General features: G+C 52.5%; 18 protein-coding genes. All 18 read left to right on the top strand.

What is annotated here, in order from left to right:
- Window positions 1-71: 71 nt before the first annotated feature.
- The 18 genes from B5G42_RS13680 (at window position 72) to B5G42_RS13595 (ending at window position 14,781) form a co-directional block, all read left to right on the top strand.
- A complete protein-coding gene (locus tag B5G42_RS13680; protein ID WP_087271421.1) occupies window positions 72-446 on the top strand; it encodes a DNA cytosine methyltransferase in 375 nt (124 codons plus the stop codon).
- Window positions 447-552: 106 nt separating this feature from the next.
- Entirely contained in the window at window positions 553-1,272 is a 720-nt protein-coding gene (locus tag B5G42_RS13675) for a DUF3848 domain-containing protein (RefSeq protein ID WP_087271418.1), read from the top strand.
- The gene (locus B5G42_RS13670) at window positions 1,269-1,715 is read left to right on the top strand and encodes a prepilin peptidase (protein WP_006354133.1); all 447 of its coding nucleotides are present in this window, start codon (window positions 1,269-1,271) and stop codon (window positions 1,713-1,715) included. The genes B5G42_RS13675 and B5G42_RS13670 overlap by 4 nt, the downstream gene beginning before the upstream one ends.
- An 18-nt stretch (window positions 1,716-1,733) precedes the next feature.
- Window positions 1,734-2,609 carry a Flp pilus assembly protein CpaB gene (locus B5G42_RS13665; RefSeq protein WP_087271415.1) on the top strand — a complete coding sequence of 292 codons (876 nt, stop codon included), beginning with the start codon at window positions 1,734-1,736 and terminating at the stop codon, window positions 2,607-2,609.
- Entirely contained in the window at window positions 2,599-3,354 is a 756-nt protein-coding gene (locus B5G42_RS13660; protein ID WP_087271412.1) for an AAA family ATPase, read from the top strand. Before B5G42_RS13665 ends, B5G42_RS13660 begins: the two co-directional genes overlap by 11 nt.
- Window positions 3,344-4,720, top strand: a complete 1,377-nt coding sequence (locus B5G42_RS13655) for a CpaF/VirB11 family protein (RefSeq protein ID WP_006354136.1) — start codon at window positions 3,344-3,346, stop codon at window positions 4,718-4,720. The genes B5G42_RS13660 and B5G42_RS13655 overlap by 11 nt, the downstream gene beginning before the upstream one ends.
- Entirely contained in the window at window positions 4,717-5,646 is a 930-nt protein-coding gene (locus B5G42_RS13650) for a type II secretion system F family protein (RefSeq protein WP_087271409.1), read from the top strand. The genes B5G42_RS13655 and B5G42_RS13650 overlap by 4 nt, the downstream gene beginning before the upstream one ends.
- Before the next feature lie 27 nt (window positions 5,647-5,673).
- Window positions 5,674-6,114 carry an XF1762 family protein gene (locus B5G42_RS13645; RefSeq protein WP_006354138.1) on the top strand — a complete coding sequence of 147 codons (441 nt, stop codon included), beginning with the start codon at window positions 5,674-5,676 and terminating at the stop codon, window positions 6,112-6,114.
- A gap of 8 nt (window positions 6,115-6,122) precedes the next feature.
- Entirely contained in the window at window positions 6,123-6,995 is an 873-nt protein-coding gene (locus B5G42_RS13640) for a type II secretion system F family protein (RefSeq protein ID WP_087271406.1), read from the top strand.
- Window positions 6,996-7,011: 16 nt separating this feature from the next.
- Entirely contained in the window at window positions 7,012-7,407 is a 396-nt protein-coding gene (locus B5G42_RS13635; protein WP_025543793.1) for a DUF4320 family protein, read from the top strand.
- A complete protein-coding gene (locus B5G42_RS13630) occupies window positions 7,404-7,949 on the top strand; it encodes a hypothetical protein (RefSeq protein ID WP_021632283.1) in 546 nt (181 codons plus the stop codon). Before B5G42_RS13635 ends, B5G42_RS13630 begins: the two co-directional genes overlap by 4 nt.
- Before the next feature lie 152 nt (window positions 7,950-8,101).
- A complete protein-coding gene (locus tag B5G42_RS13625) occupies window positions 8,102-8,647 on the top strand; it encodes a DUF6550 family protein (protein WP_087271402.1) in 546 nt (181 codons plus the stop codon).
- A gap of 75 nt (window positions 8,648-8,722) precedes the next feature.
- Window positions 8,723-10,420: a hypothetical protein gene (locus B5G42_RS13620; RefSeq protein ID WP_164475028.1), complete on the top strand. Its 1,698-nt coding sequence runs from the start codon at window positions 8,723-8,725 to the stop codon at window positions 10,418-10,420.
- Between the two features lie 17 nt (window positions 10,421-10,437).
- Window positions 10,438-10,875 carry a DUF3846 domain-containing protein gene (locus B5G42_RS13615; protein ID WP_227151314.1) on the top strand — a complete coding sequence of 146 codons (438 nt, stop codon included), beginning with the start codon at window positions 10,438-10,440 and terminating at the stop codon, window positions 10,873-10,875.
- On the top strand, window positions 10,872-11,234 hold the full coding sequence (locus tag B5G42_RS13610; protein WP_087271400.1) for a hypothetical protein: 363 nt from the start codon (window positions 10,872-10,874) through the stop codon (window positions 11,232-11,234). Before B5G42_RS13615 ends, B5G42_RS13610 begins: the two co-directional genes overlap by 4 nt.
- Before the next feature lie 78 nt (window positions 11,235-11,312).
- On the top strand, window positions 11,313-11,993 hold the full coding sequence (locus B5G42_RS13605; protein WP_087271397.1) for a hypothetical protein: 681 nt from the start codon (window positions 11,313-11,315) through the stop codon (window positions 11,991-11,993).
- Between the two features lie 2 nt (window positions 11,994-11,995).
- Window positions 11,996-12,961, top strand: a complete 966-nt coding sequence (locus B5G42_RS13600) for a phosphoadenosine phosphosulfate reductase family protein (RefSeq protein WP_087271394.1) — start codon at window positions 11,996-11,998, stop codon at window positions 12,959-12,961.
- Entirely contained in the window at window positions 12,955-14,781 is a 1,827-nt protein-coding gene (locus B5G42_RS13595; protein WP_087271391.1) for a VirB4 family type IV secretion system protein, read from the top strand. Before B5G42_RS13600 ends, B5G42_RS13595 begins: the two co-directional genes overlap by 7 nt.
- The last annotated feature ends 41 nt before the right edge of the window (window positions 14,782-14,822 follow it).

The raw sequence follows: 14,822 nt of genomic DNA, 5'->3' as shown, positions 1-14,822 counted from the left end.
CCTTTCTTGAGCCATCTTGTGGTAGGAGATGATCACCAATCCACAGCATCCCTTACAGTGTAGCACAGCCCTTGGAGAGGGGCTTTAATAACTACTACTCTATAATACAAGGATATGATATTGCCCGCTGCGGCGACAGTATCAACCTTTCTTTCCCGGAGAGCAAGACGCGGCGCGGACGGGTCGGCAAAGACCTTGCCACGACGCTGGAAACCTCTTGTAATCAAGGCACAGCTTTTGCCGGGTGCGGCCTGATCCGCAGGTTGACGCCCCGTGAGTGCTGGCGACTGCAAGGCTTTACGGACGAGATGTTTGATAAGGCACGGGCAGTTAACAGCGACAATCAACTATACCGGCAAGCCGGTAATTCCGTGACGGTTCCTGTAATCTACGCCATCGGGAAGCAAATTCTTGCTGCACAGAAGGCGTTGGAATGTGGAGAATAAAATGTTTCAGAAAAATTGGAACCCGTGGCCCATTATCATCGGCATGGCGGTCGCAATGACCGCCATCGCCGTATTCTATCGACAAATCCTGTGATGGAGGTGATTCATGCTGGAAACTGACGCATTAAAAGAAAAGCTGGAAATGGAAATCCATCGCTTTGCACGACCGCCGGAGGGACTTCCTTCCGGCGATCCGTATTTTGAGCAGCTTCAGACCATGCTCGCAATCCGAGATGAACTGGAAAATATTCCGCTGTGTGATATTCAGCGGAATATGCTACTTTCGATGGAAAATGTATTGGAATCGGCATGGTTATTCCGTAATACCCCCGTCCCAGATCGCTGCATGAATCCGAACAATATCAGCGAAGTGGTGTACTACTTCCTTCAGGACAAAGGCGCCGAGTATCGGGGCGATCTGCTCTATGAACGGGCCAAAGCCGAGTTTGATGCCCGTATGGAAGAACTCGCCGCCCTGCCGCCTAAAGAAATTCTTGACCATGCCTACGAGAAGATCATCAAAGAAGATTTCCTCTGCCATCTGGAGGAAGGGTTGGACGAGTGGGAAACGGACGCTCTGTTGTCTTATCCGCAGCCTTTGGCGGCTCTCTACACGGAATGGATGGGAGTTGATTACTCCTATCTGGATATAGACAGAATCCAAAGCACGGCAAAGCAAGCAGCGGGAAAAAGGTTAAATGAACTTCGCCGCCATGAGTTTGACGTCAATGGTGAGCCGCCTGCGGAACTGCGGTATTTCTATGATTTGCATAGCGAGATACTGGACAACCCGGATCTGGAGTGGGTCGGTGATATGGAGCCATGAATCCTCTGATTGTAAAAGGCGTGGTATTTGGCCTGCTGTTGGCTTGTGCTGCGCTCTGGGATATGAAAGAACGAGAGATTCCCAATCTGATTCCGGCCATGATTTTAGTTTGTGGCTTGATAGAGCTGCGCCCCGCCGCTTCTGTGGCGGGGCTTCTTGTTACGGGAGGTCCGTACCTGTTGGCTGCATTACTGACACATGGGAAAACCCTTGCCATTGGCGGTGGGGACATTAAGCTGATGGGGGCTTGTGGCTTTGTTCTGGGAGTGTGGCCTGGTTTGCTGCACAGCATTTTATCTCTGATCCTGGCCGTGCTTACAGGAGTGATGCTGTTTGGAGTACGCAGACAGGACTTTTCTTCCATCCGGCTGCCACTTGCCCCATTCTTCTGCATTGGCGGCGTAACTGCTTATTGGCTGGCGGCTGCGGCCGCTGTAATCTGAACAAATGGAGGTATCAACTTGAACAAGAATATTTTCAGAAACCGGACGATTATCGGTGCGGTTTGTATCCTGCTGGCCGTCCTGGTTTGCTTTGGCATCACGCCCCTTTTCAATGCGGGTTTGAAGGCCCAGACCGAAGCGGTACGGGTGAAAGCCGAGGTGATTCCCCGTGGCACCTATATCACGGCGGATATGGTTGAGGTCTACACCAGAGGCGCGTCCGGTATGTCTGACGCCATTGCCACATCACTTGACGAGGTAGTAGGCCGATATACCGATGTAGAGCTTCGCAAAAACACAGATGTAAACACCGGCTGGCTTTCTTCTGAACCACTGACTCAGTACGAGTACCTGACCAAGCTGGACGGTTCCAAAGTGGCGATCTCCGTTACCATTCCCACCTTTGCCAAAGGTGGTTCCGGCAAGGTGGAAGCTGGTGACATCATCATGCTCTTTGCAACCGATAAGGACACAGGAGAAACCACCCAGCCCCCGGAACTCAAGTATGTAGAGGTCCTGGCCGCAACACAGAGTTCCGGCGCCGACAAGGAATATCAGGCGCCCCAGGATGACGAGGAAGAAAATCCCGAAGAATCGCTCCCGTCCACCATTACCCTGCTGGTAAATACCGAACAGGCACAACTCCTTGCGCATTTGGAGGAATCCAACAGTCTGCACCTGGCGTTTGTGTACCGTGGAACCCGTGAGAACGCCGAAAAGTTCCTGGCAGCTCAGGATCAGTTCTTTGTGGAGCCGGAGGAAGATACCGCAGCTCAGGATGGCGAACAGGGTGAGGTATCCGATGATAACAATGTGGCCGACAACACCGGTGATAATGCGGCCGGCAATGAACACGCAGAGGAACAGGAGGTTGAGAATACCGATGGCGAATAAGCAGAAACAGATGCTTGCTGTGTGGGGCAGCCCTGGGGGCGGTAAAACCGTAACTGCGGTCAAACTGGCCCTGGACTTGTCCAAGCGGAAGAAAAATGTGGTGCTGGTGTTTACCGATGTGACGGCGCCCACGCTTCCGGCTGTGGTCAGCGAGAAGAAACTGCCGGATGTGTCCGTAGGCGAACTGCTGGCGGCTCCCGGAATGACGCAGGAACAGGTTCTCAAGACCTGTGTTCCCTGTGAGAAAAACCCCTATATCAGCTTTCTGGGCTACAAGGCCGGTGAAAATGTCTTTACCCATGCGGAGTACAGCAAGGAAAAGGCGGTGGATATGCTGGTTCTGCTGCGGCACATCGCAGACTATGTGATTGTGGACTGCACCAGCCTTTTGACCGGCAATGTGCTGGCGACCACCGCACTGGAGGTGGCGGATGATGTGCTGCGGGTGTGCAGCTGTGACCTGAAGGCCATCTCCTACTTCTCGTCCTATCTGTCGCTGGTTGCTGACAGAAAGTTCAAACCGGAACAGCACATCAAGGTGCTGTCCAACACGCGCCCTTATCAGGGTGGCAGCGAATATGAGAACTCCTTTGGCGGTGTGAAATACCGGCTGCCGTATCTTCCTTCGTTGGAGGAACAGGCGGCGACGCTGAAACTGCTGGAACCGCTTTCCGGTAAAGAGGCCAAGACCTATGAGCCGGTCATTGCCGCTATTGCCGGGGAGGTGTTCGGAGATGGCAAGTAATATTGACCTGTTCTTCAATACCAGCAGGAACAAGCGGACATTTCCCGAAGTGCTGGCAGAGATTCAGGAATATCTCGCCAGCAAGTATTCGACCCTGATTACCGATAACCCGGAGGAGCAGCACCAGCAGATCACCGCATACATCGCAAAGTATCTCAACGATTACAGTCTGGGCGTTGAGGGCATGAGCCATGAGGAACTGATCGACAAACTCTATACGGAAATGGCCGAGTTCTCCTTCTTGACGCCCTATCTTTTCGCAAATGATGTGGAGGAAATTAACATCAATTCGTGGAAAGATGTGAAAATCACTTATGCGGACGGGCGTGTGGTTCCCACCAAAGATCGGTTCCAGACCCCACAGCACGCTGTTGATGTAATCCGCAGACTCCTTCATAAGTCCGGCATGATTCTGGATAACAGTCAGCCGGGTGTGGTGGGCCATCTCTCCAATAAAATCCGTATCACGGTTCTGGGCAATCCGCTCACGGACAAAGAAAAAGGTGTGGCTGCATCCATTCGTATCGTGAATCCCAAGAAGTTGAGCCGTGATGATTTCATTGGCTACGGGACAGCCACCGCCGAAATGCTGGACTTTCTGGCCGAAGTTCTCCGGTTCGGTTTGTCCATCTGTGTGACTGGTTCCACCGGCAGCGGTAAAACCACGCTGATGAGCTGGATTCTCTCCACCATTCCCAACGAAAAGAGAATCTTCACCATTGAAAATGGGTGCCGCGAATTTGACCTTGTGAAAGAGGACGCCGAAGGAAATGTCATCAACAATGTAGTCCATACCGTTACCCGTTTTTCTGACGATCCCAAGCAGAACTACGATCAGGAGCGCCTTTTGGAGTTTGCCCTGACCTGTAACCCGGACATTGTGTGTGTCGGTGAGATGAAATCGGCCGAGGCTTTCGCCGCACAAGAGGCGGCCCGCACCGGCCACGCAGTTATCACCACTACCCATGCCAATAGCTGCAAAGCAACCTATTACCGTATGGTGACGCTGTGTACCCAGAAATACGACATGGGCGATAAAACCCTGTATAACCTGGTGACAGAAGCGTTTCCTATCGTTCTGTTTGTGAAGAAGCTGGAGGACAACAGCCGCCGCGTCATGGAGATCACTGAATGTGAGATTCTGGAGGACGGCACCCGGCAGCTCCACACCCTCTACCGCTATCATGTGTCGGAAACCTCTATCCAAGATGGCAAGGTAAAGGTGCATGGCGAGTTTCAAAAGGTATCCACGATCTCGGCCAGCCTGCAAAAGCGGCTTTTGGAAAACGGTATGCCGCCCCGTCTGCTGGAGCGTATCGCTGGTGGCGGTGTAAAACTGGATACTGGAAAGGAGGAAACTGCGTGATTGTATTGATTTTGCTGGCCTTTGTCGGGATGCTGACAGGCATCTTCTTGATTCTGGGCATGACCCCCTTTACATTTGCGGAGGAACTGACCAAGCCGCTTTCTGGGCGGCGACAGCCGATTTCCAAGCAAATCCAGCAGGTCAACCACCCCAAAGAGCCGAAGGGCATCCGTAAAACCGTGCTGGAAGCACGGGAGATGTTGATTCTCACCGGAAAGGGTGGGAAGTTTGCCGCCATTTGTGCTTTCTCTCTGTTCCTGGCGGCAATGGGTGCTGTGATCTGTATTGTGATTCAGAACTACTTTATGCTGCCGGTTTTGGCGGCCGGGATGGGCTTGCTCCCGTTCTGGTATGTCCTGTTCACCTCTCACAGCTATAAAAAGCTGATGAACAACGAGATTGAAACCGGACTGTCTATCATCACAAGTTCCTATCTGCGCAGCGAGAGCATGATAACCGCTGTGGAAGAAAACATTCATTACCTGAACCCGCCTGTGGCAGATGTGTTCCGGGGCTTCTTGGCCGAAACCAATATGATAAGCGCCGATGTGAAACAGGCACTCTCCAACATGAAGCCCAAGCTGGACAACTATGTGTTTCGGGAATGGGTGGACGCCGCTATCGCCTGTCAGGACGATAAGAGCCTGAAAAGCACGCTCACCCCGATCATCGGGAAACTCTCGGATATGCGGATTGTTGCGGCGGAACTGGACTACCTGCTTTATGAGCCTTTCAAGGAATTTATCACAATGGCGTTCCTGCTCATTGGCAATATCCCATTGTTATACTTCCTGAATAAAGACTGGTACGATGTGCTTGTAAATACGGGCTTTGGCAAAGGGATTCTGGCGGTGTGTCTGCTGGTGCTGCTGATCTCGTTTGCGGCGGTGATCCGGCTCACCAAGCCCGTAGAATACAAGCGTTGATCCCGTCAGGAGGTGATACCATCGAGAGTGCTACCGATCTCCCTGCGGGACGCCAATGCGTTTGTTCTGGCGCATCACCGGCACAGTGGACAGGTGCGCGGCTGCAAATTCTGTGTGGCTGTCGTAGATGATTTGGACGCCGTTCATGGAGTTGCGATTGTTGGGCGCCCCGTTGCCCGCCGACTGGATGATGGGAAAACAGCGGAAGTGACCCGGCTTTGCACCGATGGTATTGCCAATGGGTGCAGCTTCCTTTACAGCCGGTGCGCCCGGATTGCGAAACTGATGGGTTATCAGAAAATCATCACCTACACCCTTGCAACCGAAAACGGAGCCAGCCTGCGGGCTTCCGGCTGGCAATGTGCGCCGGGACTGCGAGGCGGCGGGAACTGGAATGTGCCGGGGCGCCCCAGAGCCGACAGCCGCAACACCGGCCCCAAACGGCTCTATTACAAAGAATTGAGGTGACGCGAGTTTTGTATCTCATTTTACTATGCTTTGGGACGCTCTTTGGCCTGGGAGCGTTCTTTTTATTGGCTGGGCTGCTCCGGCTGCCGACTTCCGCAAGCACAAAGGCGGTTCTGACCGTAACGAGCCGAGGGAAGTCCCAGAAAGGCAGCATCAACGCTGTCTTGTTCGATATGGCGGCGCGGCTTTCGCCACTGGTACATCTGGACAACTATAAGCGGAAGAAGCTGGAGGCGCAGTTGAAATCCGCTGAAATTAAAATGTCCCCGGAAACCTATATTGCGGCGGCCTGGGTAAAGGCTGGGCTGATTGCTCTGCTGATTATCCCGGCCCTTCTGATTTTCCCGATCCTTGCGCCGGTCATTGTGTTTCTGGCGGTGGCAGTTTACTTCAAAGAGCAGAAACGAGCGGACGAGATCGTTCAACAGCGCCGGGAAGAAATCGAAGCCGAGCTGCCCAGATTTGTAAACACCATTGAACAGGAACTCAGGGCATCCCGTGATGTGCTGAACATCCTGAAATCCTACCAGAGAAATGCTGGTCATGCCATGAAGCGGGAACTGGAAATCACGATTGCGGATATGGCATCCGGCAACGAGGAAAACGCACTCACCCGCATGGAGAGCCGGATTGGAAGCACCATGCTGTCCGATGTGGTGCGCGGCTTGATCTCGGTCAAGCGCGGCGACAACGGTATCATGTATTTCCAGATGCTTTCTATGACCTTTAAGCAGTTGGAACTTCAAAAACTGAAACTGGAAGCCATGAAGCAGCCGGGAAAAATGCGTAAGTATTCCTTTATGCTGCTGGGCTGTTTCCTGCTGATGTATCTGGGTGTCCTGGGCTATGTGGTGTTGGAAGCCTTTGGCGAACTGTTCTAAAGGAGGTGGAGAAACCTTGAAACGACTTCTGAAGGACAAACGGGGCGAGGGCTTTGTGGATGTGTGTGTCCTGGTTCTGGCGATTGCAATGGTTCTGGCTTTGGTGGTCCGCATTGCACCGGTATTCGTGGCAAAGCAGAACCTTGATGTCTTTGCGGACGAACTGGTTCGGACTGCGGAAATCAATGGGCAGGTTGGCTCTGCCACAAACGCAAAAGCAGCGGATTTGCGGGAGCAAACCGGACTCGACCCCAATATCTCATGGAGCGACACCGGAAAAATCCAGCTCGGCAACGAGGTGGAAGTGACCCTCACAACCACCGTCAATATTGGGCTGTTCGGTGAGTTTGCATCCTTTCCTGTCACTCTGACAGCAAAGGCCAGCGGGACTTCGGAGGTGTATTGGAAGTGAAGAAGATTCGAGAAGTCCTGAAAAGCAAATCCGGGCAAGGCGTACCGATGATTTTGGCCGTTGTCCTCTGCTGCCTGATTCTGGCCTGTGTGACCTTTGAGTATATGCGCTTGATGATCGTTGCGCAGGGGGTGCGTGATTCTGTCCAGTCCGCCATTGTAGATGTGGCCACCGAGAATTGGGATGAAGCCTATGCCGGTTTGCGTGAGGGTTACTCCGGTGGCTATCAACTTGCCGGTTCGTCCTGGTCACAGAATGTTACCAGCGGCAATGTGTACGCCCGCCTGCAAGATGTTTTGGGCATTGAATACGAGGGCGGGCAGTATGTAAAGTACAGCGGCGAGAATTTGGAGTATCGTCTGTACGACCTGCACCTGGATGTAGAAAATGCTCCGCTGGCCCCGTCTGTGCCGGATGGCATTACGCAGCTCAATGTCACAGGGACAATCACTGTTGATGTGCCGCTTTCCTTTGGGTTCGGGCATCTGCCCCCCATGCAGATCACCATGAAACTCAACGCCAAATATGTTCCCAGGTTTTAATTTTGTGTATTTCGCCCTGCCGCTTTTCCATAGCGCAAAAAAATATTTGGCAGGAATCACACCTGGACGCCGTATTTGTGCAAATGGTATAATGATGGCGAGAAATATTACCATCATTTTAATATAAAATCACCGTACAAGGAGGTTTTCAAATGAGTGCAAAAAACAAGAAGCTGTTGGCCGTTCTTGGCGCAGCCGCCGTTGTGGTAATTGTGATTGCCGCAGTGCTGCTGGGCAAGGGTGGGCAGACCACAACCGTTGATCCGGCATCCACCCCCTCGGATGTATCTGCCGAGGATGTGGATAGCAGCAACACCCCGGACAGCAGCTCCAGCGAACCGCTGGTTGTGGTGCCGGACACCTCTAAACCCGAAGCGACTGACAGCCAGAACCAGACCGATGCTGTTTTGAATGTGGAGGAAGAAGATCAGGTGGATGTTAACCTGACCGACAGTGAAAAGAAACCCGAAACCACTCCGCCCCCGGCACCTTCTCAGGAGGAACAGCAGGCGGCCAGCGAAAAGGATGAGCCGATTGTGCATGAGCCGGACAGCAACCAACCCCAGACCGGCGACACACAGGGCGGTTCCATCTATCTGGAGGGCTTCGGCTGGATCACCGACGAGGGCGGCGGCACCGTTCAGGAGAATGTTCATTCCGATGGAGATATAAACAAACAGGTCGGCAACATGGGCTGATAACAACCCCGGAGAGTACGGTAGCGATACCGTACTCTTTTTTTGTCCTCAACTAATTTGATTGGAGGTGCGTTTTTGAAGCGGATATTTGTAATATTGCTCACACTTGTGCTGCTGTTGGGTATCTGCCCTATGAGCGCCCTGGCAGAAACCGGAGGAAGCGGAAACGTGGATGGCGGTGGCGGCGGTATGGGACAAGGAACCTCGCAGAACTCCTGGACTCCTGGTATGGAGGGTGTGCGGATTACCGTCGTAGATGCGGAATCCGGTCAACCGGTGTCTACACCATTTGACCTATCCAGCAATACACCGTCTATCAAGATTCACTTTGGTAAGGTCAGTAAAATTCAGTATGTCAACGGTGCCAGCATTTCACCAAGCACAAGTGGCTATACCTGTAAGAAACCGGATATTGCGTTGCCTCGTATCATAAGCACCGGCAGTTATAGCGCCAGCATTGAAGCAATCAAGAAATACTTCTGCTCCGAGTATGCGGTAAAACTGGTGGCGCAGCAGACCGGAATCGCATACGAGGAACTGATTGGCGGACAGTACAAGCTGTTTTTGGAGCCAATCGCCTATTTTAAGCACAACGGAATTATGATGGCCATGACTGCCCATGAAGCCGCGCTCTATGATAATCAGGCAGGCGGGTCCTTGCGTAAGACCATGACGAGTTTGACCCATAAAAACCTGCCGCTGGCTATGTTCCTGGAATATGCGGATATGGGATTTCCGGCCTATACAGGGGCTACCAATAAGACCTGTTCCAACGATACTATTATCACCTATCTGGGTATGGGTATTGTATGGTTTACCGACCCGCCCGAACAGCCGGAGCCAACCGACTATGACTACGAGTATCGTGTGGATACAGATGTCATCACGCCGGTAACGCTCTATGCGGGATCGGAGATCAATCCTGATAGCCCTGCTACGGTATCCTTTAGTATCAACGGCAGCACCTACCGGATGAACAATATTGTGATTCCATCGGGAGATAGTCAGATTGCCTGGGTAAAGTGGCATACACCGTCGGAGCCGCAGGATATTACCATCTATGTCAGCACTAACAAAGGTTCGTTGAGCCAAAGCACCATTCGGGCAAAGGTGGTAGATCTCTCCGGCAACGACCCGCCCGACCCGAAAGCCACCGATACAATGGGAAGTTGGGCGGCCAGCAGCGTTCCCAGCCGAGAAACCAAGACCTATGCAGCATGGAGTGTCTGGTGGGCGAAATGGCACCCCTATTGGGTGTGGCACAGCACAGGGAAAAACACAGGATATTGGGTAGACGATGGATGGTATGATTACTTCCGGGACAATTACTCGGCCAGCATGACCGCCACCACCCGAATCGAGCCGGACGAAAAGGTTCCCACCGCTTCGGGCGATTTGATGAAATCAGGCTATGGCGTAACAAACACTGTAACGGCAACCGTCAGTACCTCTGCTCCGCTGTCGCATTATACCTATGGGCAGACAGCCGTATCCTACTTCCCGGAGTTTGGCTATGGAACCTATTGGCGGCTGCTTGAACGGCTCACCAGCGGAACAACGGCGCGGTTCCAGTTTGCCAAAAACATTTACAGTACCTACAACCAGCGGGTGCATTTTTCGCCGGTTTGGTTCCCGGACGGGAGCTACACGGTCAATACTCATGTGATGGATATTTGGACGCCTGCGGGGATGCTCGCTATGAATCTCACCGATGATGTAACGATCAGCGGCTCCCTCTATGATGATTGGCATATCGCACCGGGCAATCCGTAAGGAAAAGGAGAATGGATATGAACGACAACAGAACGATTCGGATTATGGTGTTTGAACCTGGACGGGCGCCTTATACGACCATGCTGGAGGATTCTCTGGAACACCGGCAGGAACTTGTGGGCGGGGATATTGAGTGTATTCCTCTGCCCTGCGAAACGGTTCTCTGCTGCAATGCGTCCGGGAAACTGACAGGTCTGCCGGAGAACCGACAGTACGGGCCGGATACCCTTCACGGAACTTTTTTCCTCTATGGCGATACCCCGGAAGGACGGGGCGTTTCTTTGACCGATGAACAGATTGCCATGTATCAGGAGTATTTTCCGCAGCCGGTCCCCGCAGCGGTATCCTTTGAAGTACGGTCCGCCGCCGACATGAAAGAGTTTATGAACCTCATGTTCGGCAAGGGATGGGACATGGACACCGGAGCCGGAGAGGATATGGAGGCAGGCCGATGAGCAAAATGTTTTCGGTGGTGACTCTGGATGCCCCCCACTCTCTGATGACAGAGCATTTTGTCCCCGGTAGCCCTGATGGGCTGGATGAACTGCTGGACTGTGATGAAATCTCCGAGGTTCTTGCCGAATGGCCCCTGGGGGATACCATCGAAGCGAAAATTCAGACCTATCTCTATGGAGATGGCGAAACCGTGCGGGCTGACGAGGAGGATTTGGCTTTCTTCCGAGAGCATTTTGACGAGCTGAACGCCAGCGATGCCCTGGACTGCATCTCAGACCACAGCTTTTCTTTTGAATCGGACGAGTTGGATTTTGGGTACGGTGAAGAAAGCGAAGATGAAGAAGATTTGGAACTATAAGACACGGCTCTGCTGAAAAGCAGGGCCTATTTTTATGGCAAAGAAAGCGAGGTCGATAAATTGCTTTTGCCGATTATTATGATCTGCGTCTGTGCGCTGCTGGGCGGTGGGACGCTGATTTTTCTGAAGTTGTCGGCCAAACACAAAAAATCGAAGAACAAGGACAAGGAAGAACTGGCCCAGATCACCGCCAATGAGTTTGTGAATGTGAAGGATATTCGGGGGAACTTCCTCTATACCCGTGACAATCTGGCTCTGGCATATCTGAAAATCTACCCGATCAGCACAGAATTGTTCAGCAAAAACGAAAAGCGGCTGATTGCCAAGCAGCTTACGGTGAGCCTGTCCAGCGCACAGTACCCGTTTCAGCTTCTTGCCGTATCCCGCCCGGTAGATATTTCTCCGCTGTTGTCGGAACTGTCTGCCACGCTTACTTCTTCTTCTGATGTGAAGCAAAAGGAACTGCTGAAGCAGGAGATCGTGGAGATGGGCGCCTTTGCTCTTTCCGGCGAGGTTGTGGAACGACAGTTCTACATCAAGATTTGGGATAAGGTCAGTGATGGTGTGGAGCGTGAACTGCTTCAGAAACTCAAGCTGCTCGGCGGATATTTTTCAGACAGTGGGATTCAGACTGAGATTTTAGACCAACAGGATATTGTCCGGCTGTGCAATCTGGTCAACAATCCCGCCTATGTGCATTTAGAGGATTCCGGTGTCAACGCCGCGATCCCCATTTTGGAAAGTGTAGGTGTTGTTTAAGCATGAAGCACACCCGGCAGGATTTGAAAATCATGCAGGGTTGGAGCCTCGAAAGAAAAATCAGAGTTACGCAGACGAGAATCATGGAATGGTATATGCGGTACGATGGACAGGTCTTTATCAGCTTTTCCGGCGGTAAAGACTCCACCGTGCTGCTTGATCTGGCACGGCGGGTCTATCCCGACATTCCTGCCGTGTATGTTGACACGGGGTTGGAATACCCCGAACTGCGCGATTTCGTAAAAACGAAAGACAATGTTATTTGGCTTCGCCCGCGCTATCCGTTCACTCAGATTCTTGAGAAGTACGGCTATCCGATCATCTCCAAAGAGATCTCGGATGTTATCAATGGCGCAAGAAAGGGACAACCTTACCGTCTGGCAAGAATCAATGGAGAACTGCTGGACAAGAACGGAAAGAAGTCGATCTACAACTGCGAGAATTACAAATACCTTCTGGACGCTCCCTTCAAAATTTCGGCAAGGTGTTGTTACCACATGAAAAAAGCGCCGCTGAACAAATTTGAAAGGCAGACCGGACGGCACCCGATTACAGGCGTTTTGGCCTGCGAAAGCAAGCTGCGGGAGCAATCCTGGATCAAGTTTGGCTGCAATGGCTTCGAGCGTCAGCGGCCCCTCAGCCAGCCCCTTGCGTTCTGGCTGGAAGAAGATATTTTGCGGTATCTGAAAATGACCGGCATTCCCTATGCCCCCATCTATGGGGATATTGTGGAGAGCCGCAAGAAGGACGGCACCCCGATTCTGAAAACCACCGGTGTTTCCAGATCGGGGTGTATGTATTGTATGTACGGCGTTCATCTGGAGCATGAGCCGAATCGGTTTCAGCTTATGCAGGTAACGCACCCCCAACAGTACGACTACTGCATCAACAAATTGGGGTGCGGCGCTGTGCTGGACTACATTGGGGTGCCATACCGCAATCAACAGTTGGAGGTGGATCATTGTTAGGTTCTAAGAAAAAAGAAGAAGCGTTTCCCGTCAATGAAGCGCTGTTAAATGTCATTACCCCGATGGGGCTGGAAATCAAGCGAAACAGTTTGGTCATCGGTGAAAATCTGGGCAAGGTGTACGGTGCCGTCCGCTATCCGCAGAAGGTGGATATGGGGTGGCTTTCCAAGATCACCAACATCCCCAGCACCATTGTTTCGGTGGGGATTACCCCCATTGACAATGGTTCGCTCATTTCCGCAATCTCCAAAAGCATTGTCCAACAGCGCGGCGCCGCTGACAGTGCCAAAGACCCGCTGACCCGGCAGCGCGCCGAGAAAGCCGCCGAGGATGGCGAGAGAATCATGCAGCGGATCGACCAAGAGGGCGAAACGGTTGCCATGATGTCGCTGACCGTGATGCCGATTGCACAGGATGAAGCCAACTTCACAAAGGTCTGCCGCCGTGTGGAGAGCGCCTTCAATATCCAGAAGTGTAAGGTGCGCACTCTCGCCAATCTCCAAAAGGAAGGGTTCCAGAGCATTTCTCCCACCTATCCGGCCAACTCCACGGTGGACAGCATTGTGTCCCGCATTATTCCCATGAGTACCTTTGTGGGCGGGTTCCCGTTTGCCAGCTCCGGTTACAACGATGGCCGGGGCTATTATTTTGCAAAGGACAGCAACGGTGGCCTGGTGATTCTGGATACCTGGGAGCGCGGAAACGACCGCACCAATAGCAGCTTCGTGATTATGGGTGTGGCCGGTATCGGCAAGAGTACCGTTGTGAAGCACATCATGCTTTCGGAATACATGAAGGGGACGAAAATCCTGTGCATCGACCCGGAATCCGAATATAAGGATATGTGCCGGAACCTGAACGGAAGCTGGCTCAATGCTGGCGGTGGAAAAAACGGCCGCTCCAACCTTTTGCAGATCAGACCGGCGCCCCGTGACGATGACGATGAAACCGACAAACTCTATACCGATGAAGGAAACGGTATGTCTGATATGGCGCTGCACATGAAAACGCTGGAGATTGAATTTTCCCTGTATCTGCCCAGCCTGACGGATATGCAGAAAGCGATCCTCAAGCAGACGATCATTGAACTCTACAATCAGTTCGGCATCTTCTGGGAAACGGATATTCGGCAGCTCAAGGCCACGGATTTTCCCATTCTGTCCGACCTTCACGCCCTGCTGGAAAAGAAAGCGGAGGCCAACAAGGAGAATCCGGTATATCGTGATCTGGCAATGCTGCTGTACGACGCCGCAGCGGGCAGCGACAGCTTTCTGTGGAACGGCCACACCACGCTGGAGGCCAATTCCCGGTTTATTTGCCTGGATACCCACGACCTGCAAAATGCGTCGGATAATGTCAAGCGCACGCAGTATCTGAACCTGTTGAGCTGGTGCTGGGAGGAAATGAGCCGCGACCGGAATGAGCGTTGCCTGCTGGTATGTGACGAGGCATATCTGATGATTGACCCGCAGGTTCCGCAATCCCTGGTGTTCCTGCGTAATGTGGAGAAGCGGGCAAGAAAGTATGAAGCTGGACTGGCAATCATTTCTCATTCCGTGGTGGATTTCCTGGCCCCGGAGGTCAAGATGTACGGGCAGGCCCTTTTGGATATTCCGTGCTATAAAATTCTGATGGGCTGCGACGGCAAAAACCTTCAGGAAACCAAAGACCTCTACAACCTGACGGACGCGGAGCAGGAATTGTTGGAGAGCAAGCGGCGCGGACACGCGCTCTTTATCATTGGGTCCAAGCGGCTTCATGTGAACTTTGAGATTCCGGCTTACAAGTTTTCCTATATGGGCAAGGCTGGCGGCCGGTAATTCGGTGGCGGCCGGGAGCAATCCCGGTCGCCTTACTTATT

Source organism: Flavonifractor sp. An91 (assembly GCF_002159225.1).
GTDB lineage: Bacteria > Bacillota > Clostridia > Oscillospirales > Oscillospiraceae > Flavonifractor > Flavonifractor avicola.
The sequence above is the reverse complement of the archived record's forward strand: the minus strand, read 5'-3'. Positions and strand labels throughout refer to the sequence as shown.

Excerpts from the sequence above, each read along its gene's own strand:
- B5G42_RS13675 (WP_087271418.1), top strand. The coding sequence starts at position 553 with ATGCTGGAAACTGACGCATTAAAAGAAAAGCTGGAAATGGAAATCCAT.
- B5G42_RS13670 (WP_006354133.1), top strand. The coding sequence starts at position 1,269 with ATGAATCCTCTGATTGTAAAAGGCGTGGTATTTGGCCTGCTGTTGGCT.
- B5G42_RS13660 (WP_087271412.1), top strand. The coding sequence starts at position 2,599 with ATGGCGAATAAGCAGAAACAGATGCTTGCTGTGTGGGGCAGCCCTGGG.
- B5G42_RS13655 (WP_006354136.1), top strand. The coding sequence starts at position 3,344 with ATGGCAAGTAATATTGACCTGTTCTTCAATACCAGCAGGAACAAGCGG.
- B5G42_RS13625 (WP_087271402.1), top strand. The coding sequence starts at position 8,102 with ATGAGTGCAAAAAACAAGAAGCTGTTGGCCGTTCTTGGCGCAGCCGCC.
- B5G42_RS13615 (WP_227151314.1), top strand. The coding sequence starts at position 10,438 with ATGAACGACAACAGAACGATTCGGATTATGGTGTTTGAACCTGGACGG.
- B5G42_RS13610 (WP_087271400.1), top strand. The coding sequence starts at position 10,872 with ATGAGCAAAATGTTTTCGGTGGTGACTCTGGATGCCCCCCACTCTCTG.
- B5G42_RS13605 (WP_087271397.1), top strand. The coding sequence starts at position 11,313 with ATGATCTGCGTCTGTGCGCTGCTGGGCGGTGGGACGCTGATTTTTCTG.
- B5G42_RS13600 (WP_087271394.1), top strand. The coding sequence starts at position 11,996 with ATGAAGCACACCCGGCAGGATTTGAAAATCATGCAGGGTTGGAGCCTC.